Annotated in this window: 12 protein-coding genes, 1 CRISPR repeat array and 1 riboswitch; of the genes, 2 read left to right on the forward strand and 10 right to left on the reverse strand. The window is 54.4% G+C overall.

Going from position 1 to position 16,627, the window contains the following annotated elements; genetic code table 11:
- Positions 1–143 precede the first annotated feature (143 nt).
- Positions 144–1,626: direct repeats of the CRISPR family, unit length 36 nt; unit sequence GCTTTGCCTTGATTCCAAAACCCAACAGGGCAACAT.
- 32 nt (positions 1,627–1,658) lie between these two features.
- The 8 genes from cas2 to JO972_RS04335 all read right to left on the reverse strand — a co-directional run bounded on the left by cas2 (position 1,659) and on the right by JO972_RS04335 (position 12,397).
- Positions 1,659–1,994 carry a CRISPR-associated endonuclease Cas2 gene (cas2, locus tag JO972_RS04300; RefSeq protein ID WP_309488767.1) on the reverse strand — a complete coding sequence of 112 codons (336 nt, stop codon included), beginning with the start codon at positions 1,992–1,994 and terminating at the stop codon, positions 1,659–1,661.
- A complete protein-coding gene (gene cas1, locus JO972_RS04305) occupies positions 1,961–2,890 on the reverse strand; it encodes a type II CRISPR-associated endonuclease Cas1 (RefSeq protein ID WP_309488768.1) in 930 nt (309 codons plus the stop codon). Before cas1 ends, cas2 begins: the two co-directional genes overlap by 34 nt.
- 220 nt (positions 2,891–3,110) lie before the next feature.
- Positions 3,111–6,677 (reverse strand): type II CRISPR RNA-guided endonuclease Cas9, encoded by a 3,567-nt coding sequence (gene cas9 / locus JO972_RS04310; RefSeq protein WP_309488769.1) that lies wholly within the window; start codon positions 6,675–6,677, stop codon positions 3,111–3,113.
- Between the two features lie 183 nt (positions 6,678–6,860).
- Positions 6,861–7,850 (reverse strand): FecCD family ABC transporter permease, encoded by a 990-nt coding sequence (locus JO972_RS04315; RefSeq protein WP_309488770.1) that lies wholly within the window; start codon positions 7,848–7,850, stop codon positions 6,861–6,863.
- Positions 7,843–8,649 (reverse strand): ABC transporter ATP-binding protein, encoded by an 807-nt coding sequence (locus JO972_RS04320; RefSeq protein WP_309488771.1) that lies wholly within the window; start codon positions 8,647–8,649, stop codon positions 7,843–7,845. The genes JO972_RS04315 and JO972_RS04320 overlap by 8 nt, the downstream gene beginning before the upstream one ends.
- A gap of 35 nt (positions 8,650–8,684) precedes the next feature.
- The gene (locus tag JO972_RS04325; RefSeq protein ID WP_309488772.1) at positions 8,685–9,620 is read right to left on the reverse strand and encodes an ABC transporter substrate-binding protein; all 936 of its coding nucleotides are present in this window, start codon (positions 9,618–9,620) and stop codon (positions 8,685–8,687) included.
- Positions 9,620–10,429, reverse strand: a complete 810-nt coding sequence (locus tag JO972_RS04330) for an ABC transporter substrate-binding protein (RefSeq protein ID WP_309488773.1) — start codon at positions 10,427–10,429, stop codon at positions 9,620–9,622. The genes JO972_RS04325 and JO972_RS04330 overlap by 1 nt, the downstream gene beginning before the upstream one ends.
- Before the next feature lie 54 nt (positions 10,430–10,483).
- Complete coding sequence (locus JO972_RS04335) at positions 10,484–12,397, reverse strand: TonB-dependent receptor (protein WP_309488774.1); 1,914 nt, start codon at positions 12,395–12,397, stop codon at positions 10,484–10,486.
- 32 nt (positions 12,398–12,429) lie between these two features.
- A riboswitch (cobalamin riboswitch) is annotated at positions 12,430–12,590 on the reverse strand.
- 139 nt (positions 12,591–12,729) lie between these two features.
- On the opposite strand from JO972_RS04335, the gene JO972_RS04340 reads away from it, so the two are divergent.
- Complete coding sequence (locus JO972_RS04340; protein WP_309488775.1) at positions 12,730–13,077, forward strand: TraR/DksA family transcriptional regulator; 348 nt, start codon at positions 12,730–12,732, stop codon at positions 13,075–13,077.
- Between the two features lie 68 nt (positions 13,078–13,145).
- On the opposite strand, the gene JO972_RS04345 is transcribed toward JO972_RS04340, so the two are convergent.
- Entirely contained in the window at positions 13,146–13,868 is a 723-nt protein-coding gene (locus tag JO972_RS04345; RefSeq protein ID WP_309488776.1) for an outer membrane lipoprotein-sorting protein, read from the reverse strand.
- A 191-nt stretch (positions 13,869–14,059) separates the two neighbouring features.
- Between JO972_RS04345 and JO972_RS04350 the strand changes: the two genes are divergently transcribed.
- Complete coding sequence (locus JO972_RS04350; protein WP_309488777.1) at positions 14,060–15,040, forward strand: hypothetical protein; 981 nt, start codon at positions 14,060–14,062, stop codon at positions 15,038–15,040.
- Between the two features lie 13 nt (positions 15,041–15,053).
- Here JO972_RS04350 and JO972_RS04355 read toward each other — a convergent pair whose 3' ends face one another.
- Positions 15,054–16,625 (reverse strand): TIGR03790 family protein, encoded by a 1,572-nt coding sequence (locus tag JO972_RS04355; protein WP_309488778.1) that lies wholly within the window; start codon positions 16,623–16,625, stop codon positions 15,054–15,056.
- Positions 16,626–16,627 lie beyond the last annotated feature (2 nt).

Consider the following 16,627-nt stretch of genomic DNA (forward strand, 5'->3'; position numbering starts at 1 on the left):
CGGGAATCAGACCGGCCCGATACATCGAGTTCCGGAGGAACGATAGAAGGCGAACGCGTAACTTAACTAGCCATTAGGATGCTGAAACAGGGCACACGGACGGTTTAAGAAGACAACAGGTTAAAATGATCTCATGATTGAATGCTTTGCCTTGATTCCAAAACCCAACAGGGCAACATTCTTCCGGCTCGTCGACCTCTTCGATGATGGCTTTGCCTTGATTCCAAAACCCAACAGGGCAACATAACCACGGAACAATAGCCTATCTCGTCGCCGCTTTGCCTTGATTCCAAAACCCAACAGGGCAACATCCATGAGTCTTTAGCCATCGGGTAGGACCAGCTTTGCCTTGATTCCAAAACCCAACAGGGCAACATCGCACCGGCCGCGTGGTCGAGGTCATTTGCGCTTTGCCTTGATTCCAAAACCCAACAGGGCAACATATACTGCGTGGTCAGTGTCCGCTTGTAGATGCTTTGCCTTGATTCCAAAACCCAACAGGGCAACATTCGATAAGATTATACCCCTCCCACGATGGGCTTTGCCTTGATTCCAAAACCCAACAGGGCAACATTAGACTCGCATCCCCCTTGAGCCCATCCATGCTTTGCCTTGATTCCAAAACCCAACAGGGCAACATCTTGGCGCATAGTTCAGCCCCTAGCTTTGGGCTTTGCCTTGATTCCAAAACCCAACAGGGCAACATTTTCGCACGAATGCCGAACCGTTTTAAGGTGCTTTGCCTTGATTCCAAAACCCAACAGGGCAACATCAAGATCCCGGTCATGTTAAGGGATCCGAGGCTTTGCCTTGATTCCAAAACCCAACAGGGCAACATGCATTCATCTATGAAAACCAGATCGGGCTTGCTTTGCCTTGATTCCAAAACCCAACAGGGCAACATTCCTCTACGTTCGATTTACGAGACATCGTAGCTTTGCCTTGATTCCAAAACCCAACAGGGCAACATTGTATCAATCACGTTGTCGCTGCCGTCATTGCTTTGCCTTGATTCCAAAACCCAACAGGGCAACATTCTTTGCGCTAGACATCACGATAAGCCCTTGCTTTGCCTTGATTCCAAAACCCAACAGGGCAACATCGTGGGTCACGTATGAAACCGAGTCAGCGCTTTGCCTTGATTCCAAAACCCAACAGGGCAACATAAGTCAATCACACGACCGACACCATCCAGCGCTTTGCCTTGATTCCAAAACCCAACAGGGCAACATCAGCTCCGCGAAAGGGGCATCCGATAGGCCGCTTTGCCTTGATTCCAAAACCCAACAGGGCAACATACCCTCAGGCGAGGTGATCCGGCAGTCATAGCTTTGCCTTGATTCCAAAACCCAACAGGGCAACATATCCTTCACCACCACCTCGTCATCTTCCTTGCTTTGCCTTGATTCCAAAACCCAACAGGGCAACATTAGCGTTGTGTGCGGCTCTTTATTCCGAAAGCTTTGCCTTGATTCCAAAACCCAACAGGGCAACATCTTCTTGTCAGCTGCGAAGAAGGCTTTGCCGCTTTGCCTTGATTCCAAAACCCAACAGGGCAACATTAGGTGTAGTGTGTAGGTTGTTTCTAGTGCTTTGCCTTGATTCCAAAACCCAACAGGGCAACATGGTTGTCTTGTTGGGTTCTTATTATCAATGAGTTACCATAGTAGTGTTTGGTCTGGGAGTGTCTCTGGAGGCACTTCCTCTGCGGGGCTTCCATGGATGATGTAGGAGCGTTCCCATTGGGCGCGGGTAATGTAAATGGCACGGACGGAGCCTTCTGGGGGCATGTGGGCTTTGACGCGGCGAAGGTGGGTTTGCTGGCGAGAGGCGGTGACACAGGGGCGAATGTAAACGCTGAATTGCATCATCTGGTAGCCGTCCTCGATGAGGAATTTACGGAAGTTTGTAGCGGCCTTCCGTTCCTTTTTTGTAGTGACCGGGAGGTCGAATGCTACCATCAGCCAGCCCATTTTGAATTTGAGTGTGTCCATGGTTTATAAAGTCCGGATTTTTGCTCGATGAGAGCTTTGCGGAAGGAGCGGATGACGCCTTCGATGCAGCTGCGGATATCGAGATGGAGCCCAAAGTAATCGATGAGCACTGCAGGGAAGCCTGTAACCCAGCGGCGGAACTCCGGACTAACGTTCCAATTGTCAGTTTCCTGACAATCTGGATGTTGTTTCACCCATTGCGCGACGCGCCAATCGACGCAAGGGCGGAAAGGCTCCATGAGATCGTATGCTAGTGGGGTGGAGCGTTCACGTACAACGTGGTTGATGCCGAACGTGGGGTCAATTCCAAGAGCGAAGCAGTTTTGCAGCACGGTGGAGAGCAAAACTGCGTAGCCGTAGTTTAGAAGCTGATTGATGCCCCCTTCATTCCGTCCGCGCTTGAAGTCATCGGTTTCGGCAACGGTATCACCGTAGATATCCCAAAACGCACGAGCGCAGATGGATTCCTTATGTTGCTTACGGCCTTTGGCGGTCATTTCGAGAAGGGGAATGGCTCGATGAGATGGGCCGATTTGCTGGGCGAGGCTTAGTTGGTTCAGAGTTTTGGCATTGATAGTTTTCTTCCAGAGATTGTCGCGGATTTTTTTGGGGAGGCTGATCTGGGCTCGGGTGAGAAGGGTGTCGGTGCTACGGTTTGCGGGAAGGACGAGAGAGGCCGGCTTGAAGGATTCACAGAGGACCAGGGCGACGCCGAGTTTGGCGGCTTCTAGCAGGAGCTTGGAGTGGATGGAGGCGGAAAATGAAGTTATTACAATGGCGGCAACGTCCTCAAGGGGGATGGAATTGGAGCCTTCTGGTGTTGTGCAGGTCAGTTGCCCTTTCTTGCATGAGATAGAGCACTCGGGGGTGTCGATGCTGACGATGTGATAGGACATAAATCTAACGGTATTATACACAATGCCCGATCTGCGTCGTAAGCGTCAACAATGAAAACGATGACACCAGATAAGCCCTGCATCATCTTTCCAAGGTTTTGGAAAGGGATGACAGTGCAGAGGAGTTTATCAATCCGAGCAGGTCGGAGATAATCGAGATACCGTGGGTATAGTTTTGCAGAGAGCAAGCGGCTTGCGCATAGCCCATCAAAGACTGTTTTTACGTGTCCCACCCTGAGTAAGTATTTGTGACAATTTCCATGCCACATTCAAGCAGAGGGTCGAGTGTTTTATTCATTCCCGACCAAGCAACTCCGTTACGGGCCGTGATATAGGCAGGACGGATGAGGTCGAGTAGAAATTTTCCCTTGTTGTTTTTGATAGATACTATTTTCCAGATGCCGATGTAATCCTGTTGCGAACGTGGAGGGTTCGCTTTCAGGCGAATGAGCATGCCGTTTCTTAAAATGCGCGGGACCTGTCCATTATTTATCTCTGTTATTGCATCAAGCTGACGTTGGACTTGGTGAAAAGGGATAACTTGGGGTTCGGGATCAAGCACAAGACCGAAGTTCTCCCCGATGATGAGAGCTCCATTGACAGCTTTGAGTTTACCCGAGCCATGGTGGGGCTTTGGACCTAGTAATTTATCTGGACGCTCGGTTCGGATTTTGTGAGTTTTTACTCTGATATTGCTTTCGGTGGTTGATGTTTTCTGATGTAGCTTGACCTGTTCTTGAGAATACTCCGTGATACCCCAAGTCATTAGTTCGGCTTTTGTCCCCGAGCGGTTGGCCGGAATGTGTTGCACGACGCGGCCTTGGGCGAGGTGATGAATAACTTGCTCTTTGACGTCCTTGTGCAGCGGATTAAGGCTGAATTCTGTGCGGACTTTGGAAATGTCTTTTTTGTCTCTGCGCTCGTGTTCACTGAATAGTTTGAGCGACCGGAGGAACTTTTTCTCCTCCTCAGTTTTGTTGCGGTTAACGAGGGCTTGCCAGATCTTGCCTGACTGGTTCTGGCCAAATTGGGTGAGCGGGAAGTAATGGGTGATGAGCCCGATAGTCAGGGCATCGAGAGCGTGGTGCAGGTGCGTCAGGCTGCGGATTTCGTCTTTGGGTTTTGGCACACGGCGCAGGATGGCGTGGCAATGTGGGCAATGGGCTTGGGAGACAGAAATATCCTCTGGCCAAGATAGAGGCTTTTCACACTCGTCATTCGGACAGACGGGTGCTGCTTTGACGGCTTTTTTGTTTGCAGGATCGGGTGTTCCGAGGGCTGGAAACTTGTTGTATCCATCAGTGACGAGTTGACCTGTTTCCCGGTCTCGTTTTTCCAACCAACGCATGGCTTCGTTTCCGCAGACATTGGGATGGCCGAGAGTGCCGAGTAAACTCCATGATTTTCTGATTTCTCCCGTGGCGATGCCTGGGATGGAGACAAGGTTTGCATGGGGGAGTCGTTTAATTAGACCGCGCATGGCGAGTTTAATGAGGTGACTGGACTGTGTGAGTGAGCCTTCGGTGAACCCTTGTTCCTTCTTCTCGAACGTAGTGACTTCTAGTAGTGCCTTACGTGCGCGTTGGCGTTTGCGGTCATCGTCGTGGCCTTTAACTTTGAGTTTACCTACGAGTTTGAGGTAAGGCTTCTCGCCTAGAATCGATAGTAGTTCCTTGTTAGGCACTTTTTTGCCGCCTTCATCGATAACAAACTTTCTGGCTGTGCGGTTACCCTTCCAGCGGTTGACTTCTGGCCATGTCAGTACGAGCGCGTGCAAGGCATTGGTCTTGCGAGAGGAAAACGGGATGATGTGCTCGAGTTCAAGTTTGGGTAGTTCGTAAGCATCGTATGACTTCCCTGTAAACGGGCAAGTCCAGCCCATATCCATGGCTATGCGGCACTTGCGGATGAGCCCCCCAGTTACAGGTAGGGTAGGAGCTTCTTTTTCGAGGTGCGAGACAGCGGCCTTGAAGTCTTTGAGTCGACCATTAAGCTCGCTTGCTATCTCCTTGGCAGTCTTGCCCGACAGTTCTTTGACTTCGCGGGCAACCTCTACGGTGATTTCGTTAATGGATTTTTCGTCGTTCGGGGCAAACTCCTTGATCATATCCTCAAGAAGACGTTCGAGAATGAGAAGCCTATGCCGGACAAGCGGGTTGTTGGTTAGTTTTTCAAGAGGGCGTTTTTGCAGGAGTTGGTTAACCTCTGAATTAGGCACGGAAAATTCGTAGAGAACACCATCGGATGGTTTTCGTTCTCCTTTTTCTTGGTCTGTGGCCAAGCAGGCTTTTGTGGCATCAAAGCCAGCGAGGATTTCTTGAGTAACTTGTTTCAGCACGGGGCGGGCAAAAGGAGCACGCCCTGTCGGCCACTTCACGGAGGCTTTTGTGCGTTGGCAAAAATCATCAATATCGGCGAAATTCTTTTTCGCTTTTTTGAACTGCTTTTCGATTTCGCTTTCCAGGGCGGCTTCATTACCTGTTCCCTTGGTTTGTTCGATGATCCAGTGAAGGTTGACCGAGTCGCCCTTTTGCCAAGTATCAACTGCTGATGCATCCGTTGATTCGGGAAGGAATTTCCAGAATGGGGAGAGTTTAGCACGTGTTCCCTTGGCCTTGTGAAGCTCGTGCATCACGGGATCAAATACGAGCGCTTCCTCGCTATCCGGGTGCAGCTGGAAGTAGGTGTGAATGTTTGTGTTAGAATTGGGGTGATGCTGCTGAATGATTGTTTCCAGATCCTTGTGAGTGAGCCTGCCCTGATCTTGGGCTGTTTTGAAAATGGCTTGTCTGGTAGCGGCAGAGACCGGTTCGCCGTCGGCCTTGAGGTTGGCTAGAATCCTGGCTAACCGATATTCAAGAAATTCAGGACATTTTTTAGCAGGAACTTTGGCATCACGTTCCGCAATGCGGCAGGCCTCTTTTTCATCGGTGCCTTTTTCAATCTCTGCTCTGTAGATTTTCGCCCAAGTGATGGGACAGCGCGATATGATGCGGTTATCAAAGCGGGGAACGAGTTGGCCGAACAGCAGTCCTCCATGATACCGCTTAGGAAGCTTGATCTTTGCTTTGGTAAGTAATGTCCGTTCCTCGTGAGTCAAATCCCTGTCGGGAAAAATAAGTTTGCAGGTGGTGGAGTCCAGACCTGCGATTTGGTCGCAGTGCAGATCGAGAATGCGTGATACCTCCTCTGTTATTATCGAGCGAGGATAGGCTGTATTGAGTGTTTTGTATGGAAGGAATGAGGATATTTTTTTATCCACATCGGCAGGTTTGAGATCGAGTAACTGACAGACAGTCTCAGCCATTGTATGTGTGCCGAATTTGTTGAGTTGTTCCTTCGCATTTTTGACTTTTTCAGTGTCCTCAGAATCATCATCGTCCTGCCGCGACCAGCGGGAGTTTCCGTCGTAGCCGCGGTTGTGGGCATACCAGCGGAGGACGTGCCAGAGTTCGAGTGCCGTGAGTTTTCTCACACCTGTGAGGGCAGCTGAGGCCAAAAGAAACGGCGCTGCATGACCCGGCTGGTCAAGTTCTTCTCGGGTTAGGACGTTTCTGTGCTCAAGCCAGAGCTTGAGCCGCTCAATACGCTGCCGTGTGGCACGAATATTGCGTCGCGTGCGGCGGTGATCGCGTCGTGTGGATGCAAGGCAATCATCTGCGGGAAAAGTCACAACTCCCGCCCCTAGGATTTTTGGGTGTAGGTTTGGCGTTTTTTCTAAAACGGCCCAGCCGATGGATGAATGACCAATGTCGAAAGAGAAGGATAAGTTTTTGCTTGAGGGCATAGGATAAGAATGTTAGAAATTTATTCGGAATCAAGACAAAGTTTGAAACGCAAGTCGGCTCACTGCATTGCACACCGTCATCAAAAGCGTTTACTTCCTGTGGCCCCGCCTTTCTGATCAGAGGCGGGGTCGCTTTTTATAAGGGGAGAAGATTCTCGGGATTATCAAATGAGCCTATTGGCTCTATCTCCCGCTCCTAAACAACAGCCAAAGAAAAAACGGGCCACCTAACAGTGCGGTGATAATGCCTACGGGGACTTCGGCGGAGGTGGCTAGGGTGCGAGCGATGGTGTCGCATAGGGTGAGGAAACTGCCGCCGAAGAGAATGGAGGCTGGGATTAGGTGGCGGTGGTTGGTGCCGATGAGCAGGCGGCAGATGTGCGGGGCCATGATGCCAACAAAACCAATGGGACCACAGACGGTGACGATGCCGGCAATCATCAGCGAGACTGCGATGAAGAGGGTGAAACGCATGGGTTCCACTCGCAGCCCGTAACTTGCGGCGAGGTCGTCATCGATGGTCAGCAGGTTCAACTCCCGGTGCAGGTAGGCGATGATTAAGGAGCCACTGAAAATGAAGGGGAGGACCTGGAAAACAGTGTCGTAGCTGGCACGACTGAGGTCGCCCATCAGCCAGTGGATGATGCGGAAGGTGTTGCTAAGGTCGCCGAGGTATTGGAACAGCAGGATCAGGCTGGAGAAGAAAAAGCTGATCGCCACACCGCCTAACAACATTGTCTGCGGTGAGGTGTTTCCCGTGGCTTTGGCAACGCCGTAGACCAAGGCAATGGAAACTATGGCTCCCAACAGCGCGGCAAGCGAGAGCCCGGAGACACCGAGGAAGGTGAACTGGATGCCGAGGAAAAGCGAGAGAGTCACACCGAGCGAGGCTCCACCAGCCACGCCCAAGGTGAAGGGGGTGGCCAGCGGGTTCCTGAAGATGGCTTGAAACACGACACCACCAAGCGACAGGCCGATGCCGGCGAGCATGGCCAAGAGCACCCGCGGCACGCGGATTTGCCAGAAGACGAGGGCATCGAGATCCTCGGCTCCAGGGCGGGCGATCACCGACCAATCAGGGCTGCTGATCCCCACCCAAGGGGCGATCAGTAGAGTCAGCACTGCCACAGGAAGCAGCACGCCGAAGATGGTTTTCCTGGGTGACTTAGTCATGGCTCGGGTGGCGGTGATGTCTGGGGACGACCATGGGAGCTCCGCTCTCGGGGTGTGGCTGAACCGACCAGCGGGAATCGAAAATTTCCTCCAGCGTCTCCGTGGTGATGAAATCGTTGGGGGTGGCGTCGTAGAGGACTTCGCCATTTTTCATGCCAATGATACGATCGAAATCCATCGCCGCCCAGTTGAGGTCGTGGGTGACGCTGACGATGGTGCGTTTTTCGCCCTGGCCGATGTCTCCTAACAACTCCTGAATCGATTCGCGCTGTTTCGGATCGAGATGCGCTGCCGGTTCATCGAGCAGGAGGATGGGGGACTGCTGGGTGAGTGCGGCGGCGATGTTGACCTTCTGCCGTTCGCCACCGCTCAGCGTGTTCAGGCTTCTTTGGGCGAGGTGATCCACTCCGGCGCGCTGCATCATGTCCTTGGCGATATGCCGGCCATCGTGATCGTGGGGTAAAATCCCGGGGCCGATGGCTGCGTGGGAGTAGCGGCTCATCAGGATGAAGTCCTGCACGGAAAAGGGAATGTCTCCGCCGAGGCCCTGAGGGACGTAGGCGATTTTTTGGGCAATCTGCGCGCGTGTGAGCCGGGTGATGGTTTCTCCTTGGATGCGGACCTCGCCGTGATCGGGGGTGATCAATCCTAACAGGCAGCGCAGCAAGCTGGTCTTGCCCGCCCCATTGGCCCCAACAATGGCCACCCGCTCGCCACTCCGGATCGAGCAGCTGACTCCCGTGAGGAGCCGCTGCGCGCCAATGGTTAGCGAGAGCTGATGGATATCGAGTGCGGGCATGGACGTGTGAATCTTGGGGAAATGGTTTCCCTTTCCTACTTGGGTGAGATGGCTTGGGCGAAGGCTTCGAGGGTGTCAGGGAAGCGGGGGCCGGGGATGTGATGTTGGTTTTGGTGAATGATGACGATGCGTTGGTTTTGCACCGCCTTCAGCTCGGAGTAGCTCGACCATGCTTGCAGGAGCTGATCACGGTCGGCCTTTTCCCAGACCTTCTCAGGGATCAGGTCGATGATGACATCAGGGTTGATCTGAATCAGTTTCTCGCGTGAGAGCGAGGGGTAGGCGATGGCTCCACGATAAGCGTTCCGACCGCCGGCCATGGTGATGTATTCCTGATGCACTCCGGCATTGCCTGCGGCGATGATGCGGTCGGGGTGCGCTGAGCTGGTATCGCGGGAAATACAGACCAGCACCCGCGGCGGTGGTGACGGGGCTGGGTATTGTTGCCGCACCTGCTGGACCCGCTCACGGATGTGGCGGACGATGCTGTGGGCCTTGTCCTCTTTACCGAAGGCTGAACCCAAGACCTCGATGGAGTCGATGATTCCGGTGGTGCTGGTGTGATCCACCGAGATGGTTTCGATGCCGAGCTGCTGCAGCCGCTGCGCCAGCGACTCCTGCTCGACGAGTAGCAGGACGTGATCGGGCTCGAGTTGGAGCAGAGCTTCAAAGTCGAGATCGAGGTAGCCGCCGACGACTGGCTTGGAGCTGACTTCCGGTGGGAACTGGCAGAAGCGGGAGACACCGACGAGTTGCTCGGCAAGGTCTAACTGGTAGATGATTTCCACGGCGCTGGGTGACAAGGCAACAATGCGCGGCGTGCTCTCACTGCGGTCGGACGGCGGGTAGGATCGGGCGACCGCTTGGTCCAAGGATTGTCTCCACCAGTGGCTGGCGGCAAAGATGGCGACCACAGCCACGACCATGATGACAAGGCCCTTGTAGCGACGGGGATGGGTCGGTTTGGACATCACGCGTGGAGTTGCTGGTGCAGCCACTCAGCGGTGTCGAGGATGCTGGGGCCGTCTTGAATGATATTCTTGCCGGGGGTCACCGTGGAAAGGATGATCTGAGAGTCCATGTCCCACTGGCGTTGGAAGATGAGCTCTTCCGCATTGAGCTCGTATTCCGGCTCGTGGAAGAAGAGATAGACGTCCGGCTTCTGGCTGGCGACGTAATCGAAATCGGGGACGAGGTAATCCGTGCTGTTGTCGCGATAGATGAGATCGCCACCTGCAATGTCGACCAGGTCCTGGATGTAGGAACCACCACCGACGGTGTGCATTTCTCCATCGACCCAGATCTCCACATAGACCCGAGGTCGCCGTGCGGGGGCATTTTGCCTCAAAATATTCACCCGCTCGGTGAGTGACGCCGTCAGTGTGCGGGCTTCCTCAAGCTGGTTCATCAACCTGCCGAGAACGCGGATGTTTTCCAGAATTCCGTAGAAACTCTGCGGCAGCGGGAGGACAAAAACCGGCAGGCCTTCCCTAGCGAGCTGGTTGGCGAGATTCCTTTGAATCCCATTGGTGGTCAGGATGAGCGAGGGCTTCAGAACCTTGATCTTATCGATGTCGCAGTAGACATATTGCCCCACCACCGGGGCCTCGAGCTCCGGCACGTAGCGGCGACAGTATTCGGAGGCACCCACCAGCGAATCAGCGAGGCCCATCGTGTGAAGGGTCTCGGTGGCAAAGGGCAAAAGGCTAACGACTCGAGCCGGACGAGTGGCAAGAATGAAGTAGTGATCAATTGCTTCGCAATAAATGGTCCGGTTCATAGATGGGCGGGGGCAGGATCACCTGATCGGGCGATCCTGCCAAGCAGCGAATGCTTACCATTCAAAAGTAATGCCGCCAAAGAGACCGCGGCCTCGTCCTGGGTAGGTGGTTTGATACAGACCACTGCCGAAATTGGCGAACTCGTAGTCCTCATCGAAGACATTGGTCACTCTGGCATTCAGGGTGATGCCGGGCCTGATCTGGTAGTTGGCATGCAGGTTGACGAGGGTGTAGGCATCCACCTCGTTGCCACCCCAGCTACGGTCGTCGAGGTAATTGACGCTGAAGCCTGCTTCCAAGGTGTCGGTGACATCGGTGCTGACACGCAGACCGGCGGAGTGCTCGGGCTGGTCTTGCAGTGACTCGGCCAGCCAGGTGTAATTCACGCTGCCGCGGACGCGGCCGTCCAGCCACGTAGCGTGCGCTTCCAATTCCACGCCACGGGTGACCGTGGTGCCGGGGGCGTTGGTGGTGATCGGAGCGTAGAACGGAGGGCCTCCATAGGTGGTGGTGATCTGGTCCTCGATCCGGTTTTCAAAATAGCCGACGCTTACGAGATACTGACCATCGCAGAACGATTGATCGACACCGAGGTCCCAACCGATCGATTGCTCAGCTTCCAAGTCGAAGTTGGAGGTGCCACCAAAGCCGTAGATATCGATGAAGGACGGAGGACGGAAACCTTTGCCGACGCTGGCGCGGAACTTGGTGCCGGTGGACTCGATCCGATACGCTGCTGCTGCGCGCCAGGTGACCTCATCGCCGTAGGTGTCATAATCCTCCCAGCGAACTCCGCCAGTCAGGGTGAAGGCCTCAGTGATGTCCCAGCTGTGGTTGACGTAGGCGCCGTACTGGCGGACGTCACGTTGGTCCTCGGTCAGGCCGTAGTAGTAACTTTGATATTGGAAATCAGTGGTTTCATAGACCAGGCCAGCCGTTGTGCTGTGGCGATCGTTCCACTGCACGGTGTTGTCCCAGTAAATCGCCTTTTTCTCCCCGTCGGTGCGGTAGAAGTTGGCCGAGGCGTAGGTGGTGGAATCAAAATCCTCCTCGTAAAGACCGAGTGTGAGTTTGGATTTCCAGATTTCGTTCACCTGCAGCTCGCCGTAGATGGTGGCGAGGGTGCTGGTGGTGTCATCGTCGGCATCGCGGGAGAAGCTGGGGTCCGAGTAAATAGGACGACGGAACTCGGAATCGAAGCCCCGCAGGGTCAGGCCTATGTCGAGAGAGTCATTGACCTGGTAATCGAGACGCAGCGCGTAGCTCAGCTGGCTGAAGTCGTTATTCGGCAGATCGTTGTCCGTGCTTTCGTAGCCGATACCGAAGTTGTAGGAGAGTTGGTCGATTTGCCCTTGGAAGTTCAGGCTGCTGGAAAAGCTATCGAACGAGCCGGCTTCCAGTCGCAGCGAGCCACTGGGAGCGCCGCTGCCTTTGGCGGAGTAGAGCCCCAATACGCCACCGATGGCATCGCCGCCATACAGAGCACTCTGGGGTCCGCGGAGGATTTCAACGCGGGATAATCCGAGCAGCCCGGAGCCGCCGAAGAAACTGCCCGAGGTGATGTTAGGGCCGGAAACACGCATGCCATCGACCCGAATGTGAGCGTGGCCGGTGGTGGTGCCACGCAGCAGCAGGGATGAAGCTGAGCCGCGCTGGCCGGAAATGGATTCTGAGATCACGCCGGGAGCAAATTTCAGGGCGTCGTCCAGGTGATAGATGCCGTCGCTTTCCAGTCCGCTGACATCGAGCACGGTCACTGCGCTGCCGACTTTGGAAAGATCCGTCTCGGCGCGGTTAGCGATGATGGTGGTGTTCGGAAGTTCGTTCTCTTCCTCATTGGCACATGCCATGCCGAGGCTGGCGGCGGTGGCTGCAATGGTGATGATCCCGGTGTGACGCTGAATGTTAGGCGTAAGACGGGCCGACGATGAGGCACTTGAATCGAGTGCTGATTGGTTATGTTTCATAGGTCTGAGTGGTTCCTGTTAGTCGCAGGAAGGTTCTCGGATCCTCTCAGGCTGGTGTTCTGGCTCACCGGATCGTGTTTGATCCTGGCTCACAGTGGCGTAACCGCTCCGGAATGGCATCGACTGATGTGTCACCGGATTCCCCATCGATTTCCTGCCCGTGCTACGGGCCTCCCGAAAGGTGCTGCCGGATGTCCGACAGCGCGCGGATACTTGGACGGGGTTCAATAAATAACAATGAAAATCCGTTGCATCGCTCAGAGTGGGCGATTTGACAAAGATTTGATTACAGATTATCCTTCAGAATCATCCCTAATAGTGATGCCTGAGCCATGAATAAAAGCGAACTCAATAAGATACGGAAGGCCTTGGTGCTGCAGCGCCAAGAGGTGCTGGAGGATTTGAACCGTCACGGTGTCGCCAACACAGGCACCGCTGGCGCACTTGCTGACGAGGCGGATCGCGCTGAGAAGATTGCCGAGTCCGTGGTGGAACATCAGCTGGGATACACCGAAAGTAAGCTGCTCGAGAAAATCGACTTCGCACTCCAACGCATTGATGAAGGAGGCTACGGTATTTGTGAAGAATGTGGTGGGGAAATCAGCATGGCCCGCTTGGAGGCCAAACCTTCTGTCTCTCTGTGCATTGATTGCCAGAGCGCCAAGGAAAAGTCGGCTTGAAGTGTAGGGATCAGCCTCAGCCCGTGGGAGGGAGCAAGGTATAGCTCTCCATTCAACGTCCCAAGCTGTTAGCGCAGGCCTTTTTTCACCTCCTTGGGTTTCTCGAACTCCATGTAAGTGATGCCGGTGACTTTCTGGGTGCCGAGTTTGTAGGTCTCCACATTCATTTTTTCCAAGGTTTGCACATCGCCCACCTTCATCAGGTTGGTCACGTGGAAGCGTTTGAGGAGCTGGCCATCGCGGTTGTAGCCGGAGACTTGCATCAGGGCTCCATATTTTTTGTGCACCCAGATGTAGACGATGCCATAGCTACCGTCGCGTGTGGGGTTCACCAGGCGGATTTTATAACAGTCCTGAGTTTTGATTTTCTCTGAACCCTCGATCGTGGCATTGGGCCAGTAGAGAAAGCGGAATGCGAGATCTTCGTAGGTGAGATCTGTTCCCATGATCGGCTGGCTGAGTTTGCTGCTGGGAAAGCGCAGAGTCTTGCCATTTTTCAGCTCGAAGAGATCGAATTTGTCTTTCTTCAAACGCATGTGAAATTTCTGCCAAACTTTACCATCGAAATATTGGAACTGAATGTTCTCCCCGCGCAGGAACAAAGCGATGGGGGAGCGCTTGCCATTTTTGCGCAAGTTGCCGGTGAGATTGTTCTGCTGGAGGGTGGCGGAAAGGCGCACTCCCTCAAGAATCCGATCGGCGGCTTCATCCGCACGGACGTTAGAAACCAAGCAGGTGGCGACTGCAAAGGCCGCAGCGATCAAGGGGAGAAAGGATGGACGGATTGTCATGCTGGAAAAATAACACTTCATACTCCTATAGACGACAAGAATAAAATAGTTATTCACAAAATGATTCATTTGGCTGCAAATTTTAAAATCATGCTTGAGCGTAACGGTTTCAAGGCATTTCATGAGCGCAGATTTTTATCACATCTCTGTTCCCCGCAGATTTGTCTTACGCGCCCCTCCCAAACTACATCATGAGCTTACGCACGCAACTCAACGACACTCTCACCGAGTATCTTCCTGCGAATCCCAAAGAAGCCATTAAGGGCACTGAGCTAATTCGACTGATTCGGATGAAACTGGACGGCAATTATTCCGATGCCTCGCTGCGTTATCATTTTTCGATCATGTCCTGTGATCCCACCTCGCCAATTGCCAAGGTGGAAAAAGGCCAAGGTTATTATCGCCGCACCGCACCCATTCCGGCGCTCTCCAGTGCCCAAGAAATCTACTCGCAGTATCAAGGGCGACTGGATGATATCCAGGGCGATCAAGCGCAGGTCGATCATGCGATGATGCGCATTCGCAAATTCCGCGCCATCGTGAACAAGTGGTGCGATGTCAATGGACGTTTCCCTTTTCCTTTCCGCGAACCCTTTGCCGCTGACGCCCCTATCGGAAATCTTTGGAAGTTCCCGGAGATGTTATTGGTCGATTGGGAAAGTCGCGAAGGTGATGAGCAGGCGATGCCTCTGAGAAAGCTGAAAACGCAGCTCGGTCTGCCACCGTTTCGCTTGCACGCAGCACGTCTCCGCATCCTGCCGGCGCACCACTCGTTCCGTGAAGATTTTTTCCAAACCCTGAGTGCCTCGGTCTGGGCGCAGGGCGGTGAGCTGATTTATGCCGCGCCGATTGAGGACGAAGCCCTGGCCGATTCCATTCGCCGCTTGAGCATCGCCTTCGGCATCGGTGTGACCACCTTCGGTCTCACTGCGGAAATCCTCGATGACCTGCCACGCCCGGCCAACATTCTCAACGCCCACCCACGGGAAACCGAGGCTCTGATGGAGCGACTGGATGTGACGCGTGTGTCCGCAGTGAAATCGAGAAGCCACATCGACTGGTCGTCACTGGAAGCGCTCCGTGGCGACAGCACCGAGGTGGATGACCTGTTAGCCTGGCTCTCCGAGAGTGCCGATGTCGGCAGCATGAGCCCATACGGTGGCGGCGAGTAGGCCGTGCTACGGCTTACTGCTTGGCCTTCGCTGGCTTCACGGCATCTGCCGGTGGTGGCGGCGGTGGATCGAGGATATTGAGTAGGGCGGTGACGGTTTTCCCCTCGGGGATGTCGCTATAACGTTCACGCGCTTTTTTCAGCACGGAGATCGCCATGGCCTTGTCCGCTGCAGCCCGGTGGACGTCTGCGGTGTAGAGCCACTGACGTAGTTGGTCGGCAGGTTGTATATGTTTTTTCGCGGCGGAATCGAAGAAGGCCATCGCCACCTTGTCCTGGTTTCTAGCGCGGAACCAGAGGCCAAGGTATTCGTAGAATCGGGCTTTGCCCTTGTCCGCCGCCACGGTGCGCAGTTTTTTCACCATGGTCTCCGGCTCCTTGCCCCAGCGTTGATTGGCCACGCGGATGGCGCGGAAGTCGCGGTCTTCTTCGGCGACGGTGCCGCCGCCATTGAGGTGCAGGAAGGGGCGGTAGAGGGGATCGCCTAACACAACATTCTGCCACGAGAGGTAAGGGACGGACATGTAGGCGGCTTCAACCAAGGAATGACCTTCGATCAGGCGCTGATGGAAGATGTCAAAATAGTGGGTCAGCTGCAGATAGGGTTCGTAAACATTGCCCAGCGTCGCTGCGGCTCCTTTTTCCAGAATGGGACCGACCCATTTTTTATTCGCATGGCGGAGGTCGGCGGCGCTGAAGGAGTGAAGGTGCACGGCGACTGCGCCACGGCGGAAACGGAATGCCGGATTGAGCAGCGGGCCATTGCGATTGGTGGTGTACCAGCCGAAATACAATGCCGCATCATTCATCGGATAATTGGTGGTGAATGTTTGTTTGTTCGCATCCATCACGGTGGGGATGCCGGTGGCGTCATTCAGGCGAGCGATGTGATCGAGCCACTGGTCGCCAATGGCGTAACCGGCGCCTTTCAGTGCCTTGTCGAGATAACACATCCCCCACAGCCCTTGCTGTTCGGTGAGGATGGCGTCATCGATCATCCGCTTGCAGGTGCTGTAGGACGGGCCGTCGATTCTTCCGACGAGCAGAACGTAGGGTAGTTTGGCTTCGGCGATGGAGCTGTCTTTTTTGAAGTAGGGGTTGTTCACGGGGCCGGCGACTGGCACTCCGTGGACGCCAGCCATGGCGAGCTCGGAATCGACGGCGGCTTCGGTGCGCTTGGCAAACTGGGCCGGCAGCTTCTGCGGTGGGGTGTCGCTGACCGGGCTGCGTGAAATCTGGTAGGGCACGCCGCGCATGCAGACCAGGGTGCTGACCTTGCTGCGCACTGGCAGGGCAAAACCTTGGGCATTTTTACCCATGGTCCAGAAGCCTTCGGTGACCAGAAGACGGCGTAGGGGATCGCGTAGGGTGGAGTCATACTCAGCGCGGGTAATGGCATTTTTTTCGGAGAGATCCAGACCGATGAGGTTCTTGCTAGGGATCTTTCTGGCCTTGGCGTAGTGCTCGGCGAGGTCCTTGGATTCTGGTAGCCGTTTGTTGTAGAGCACGACCACTTGGGCTGGCTCAATGGGCGCGGCCACGACGCTCAGGGCCGTGAGCAGGAAAAGGCAGAAGAATGTTTTCATAA

The sequence above is a fragment of the Oceaniferula flava genome (assembly GCF_016811075.1).
Classification (GTDB): Bacteria; Verrucomicrobiota; Verrucomicrobiia; order Verrucomicrobiales; family Akkermansiaceae; genus Oceaniferula; species Oceaniferula flava.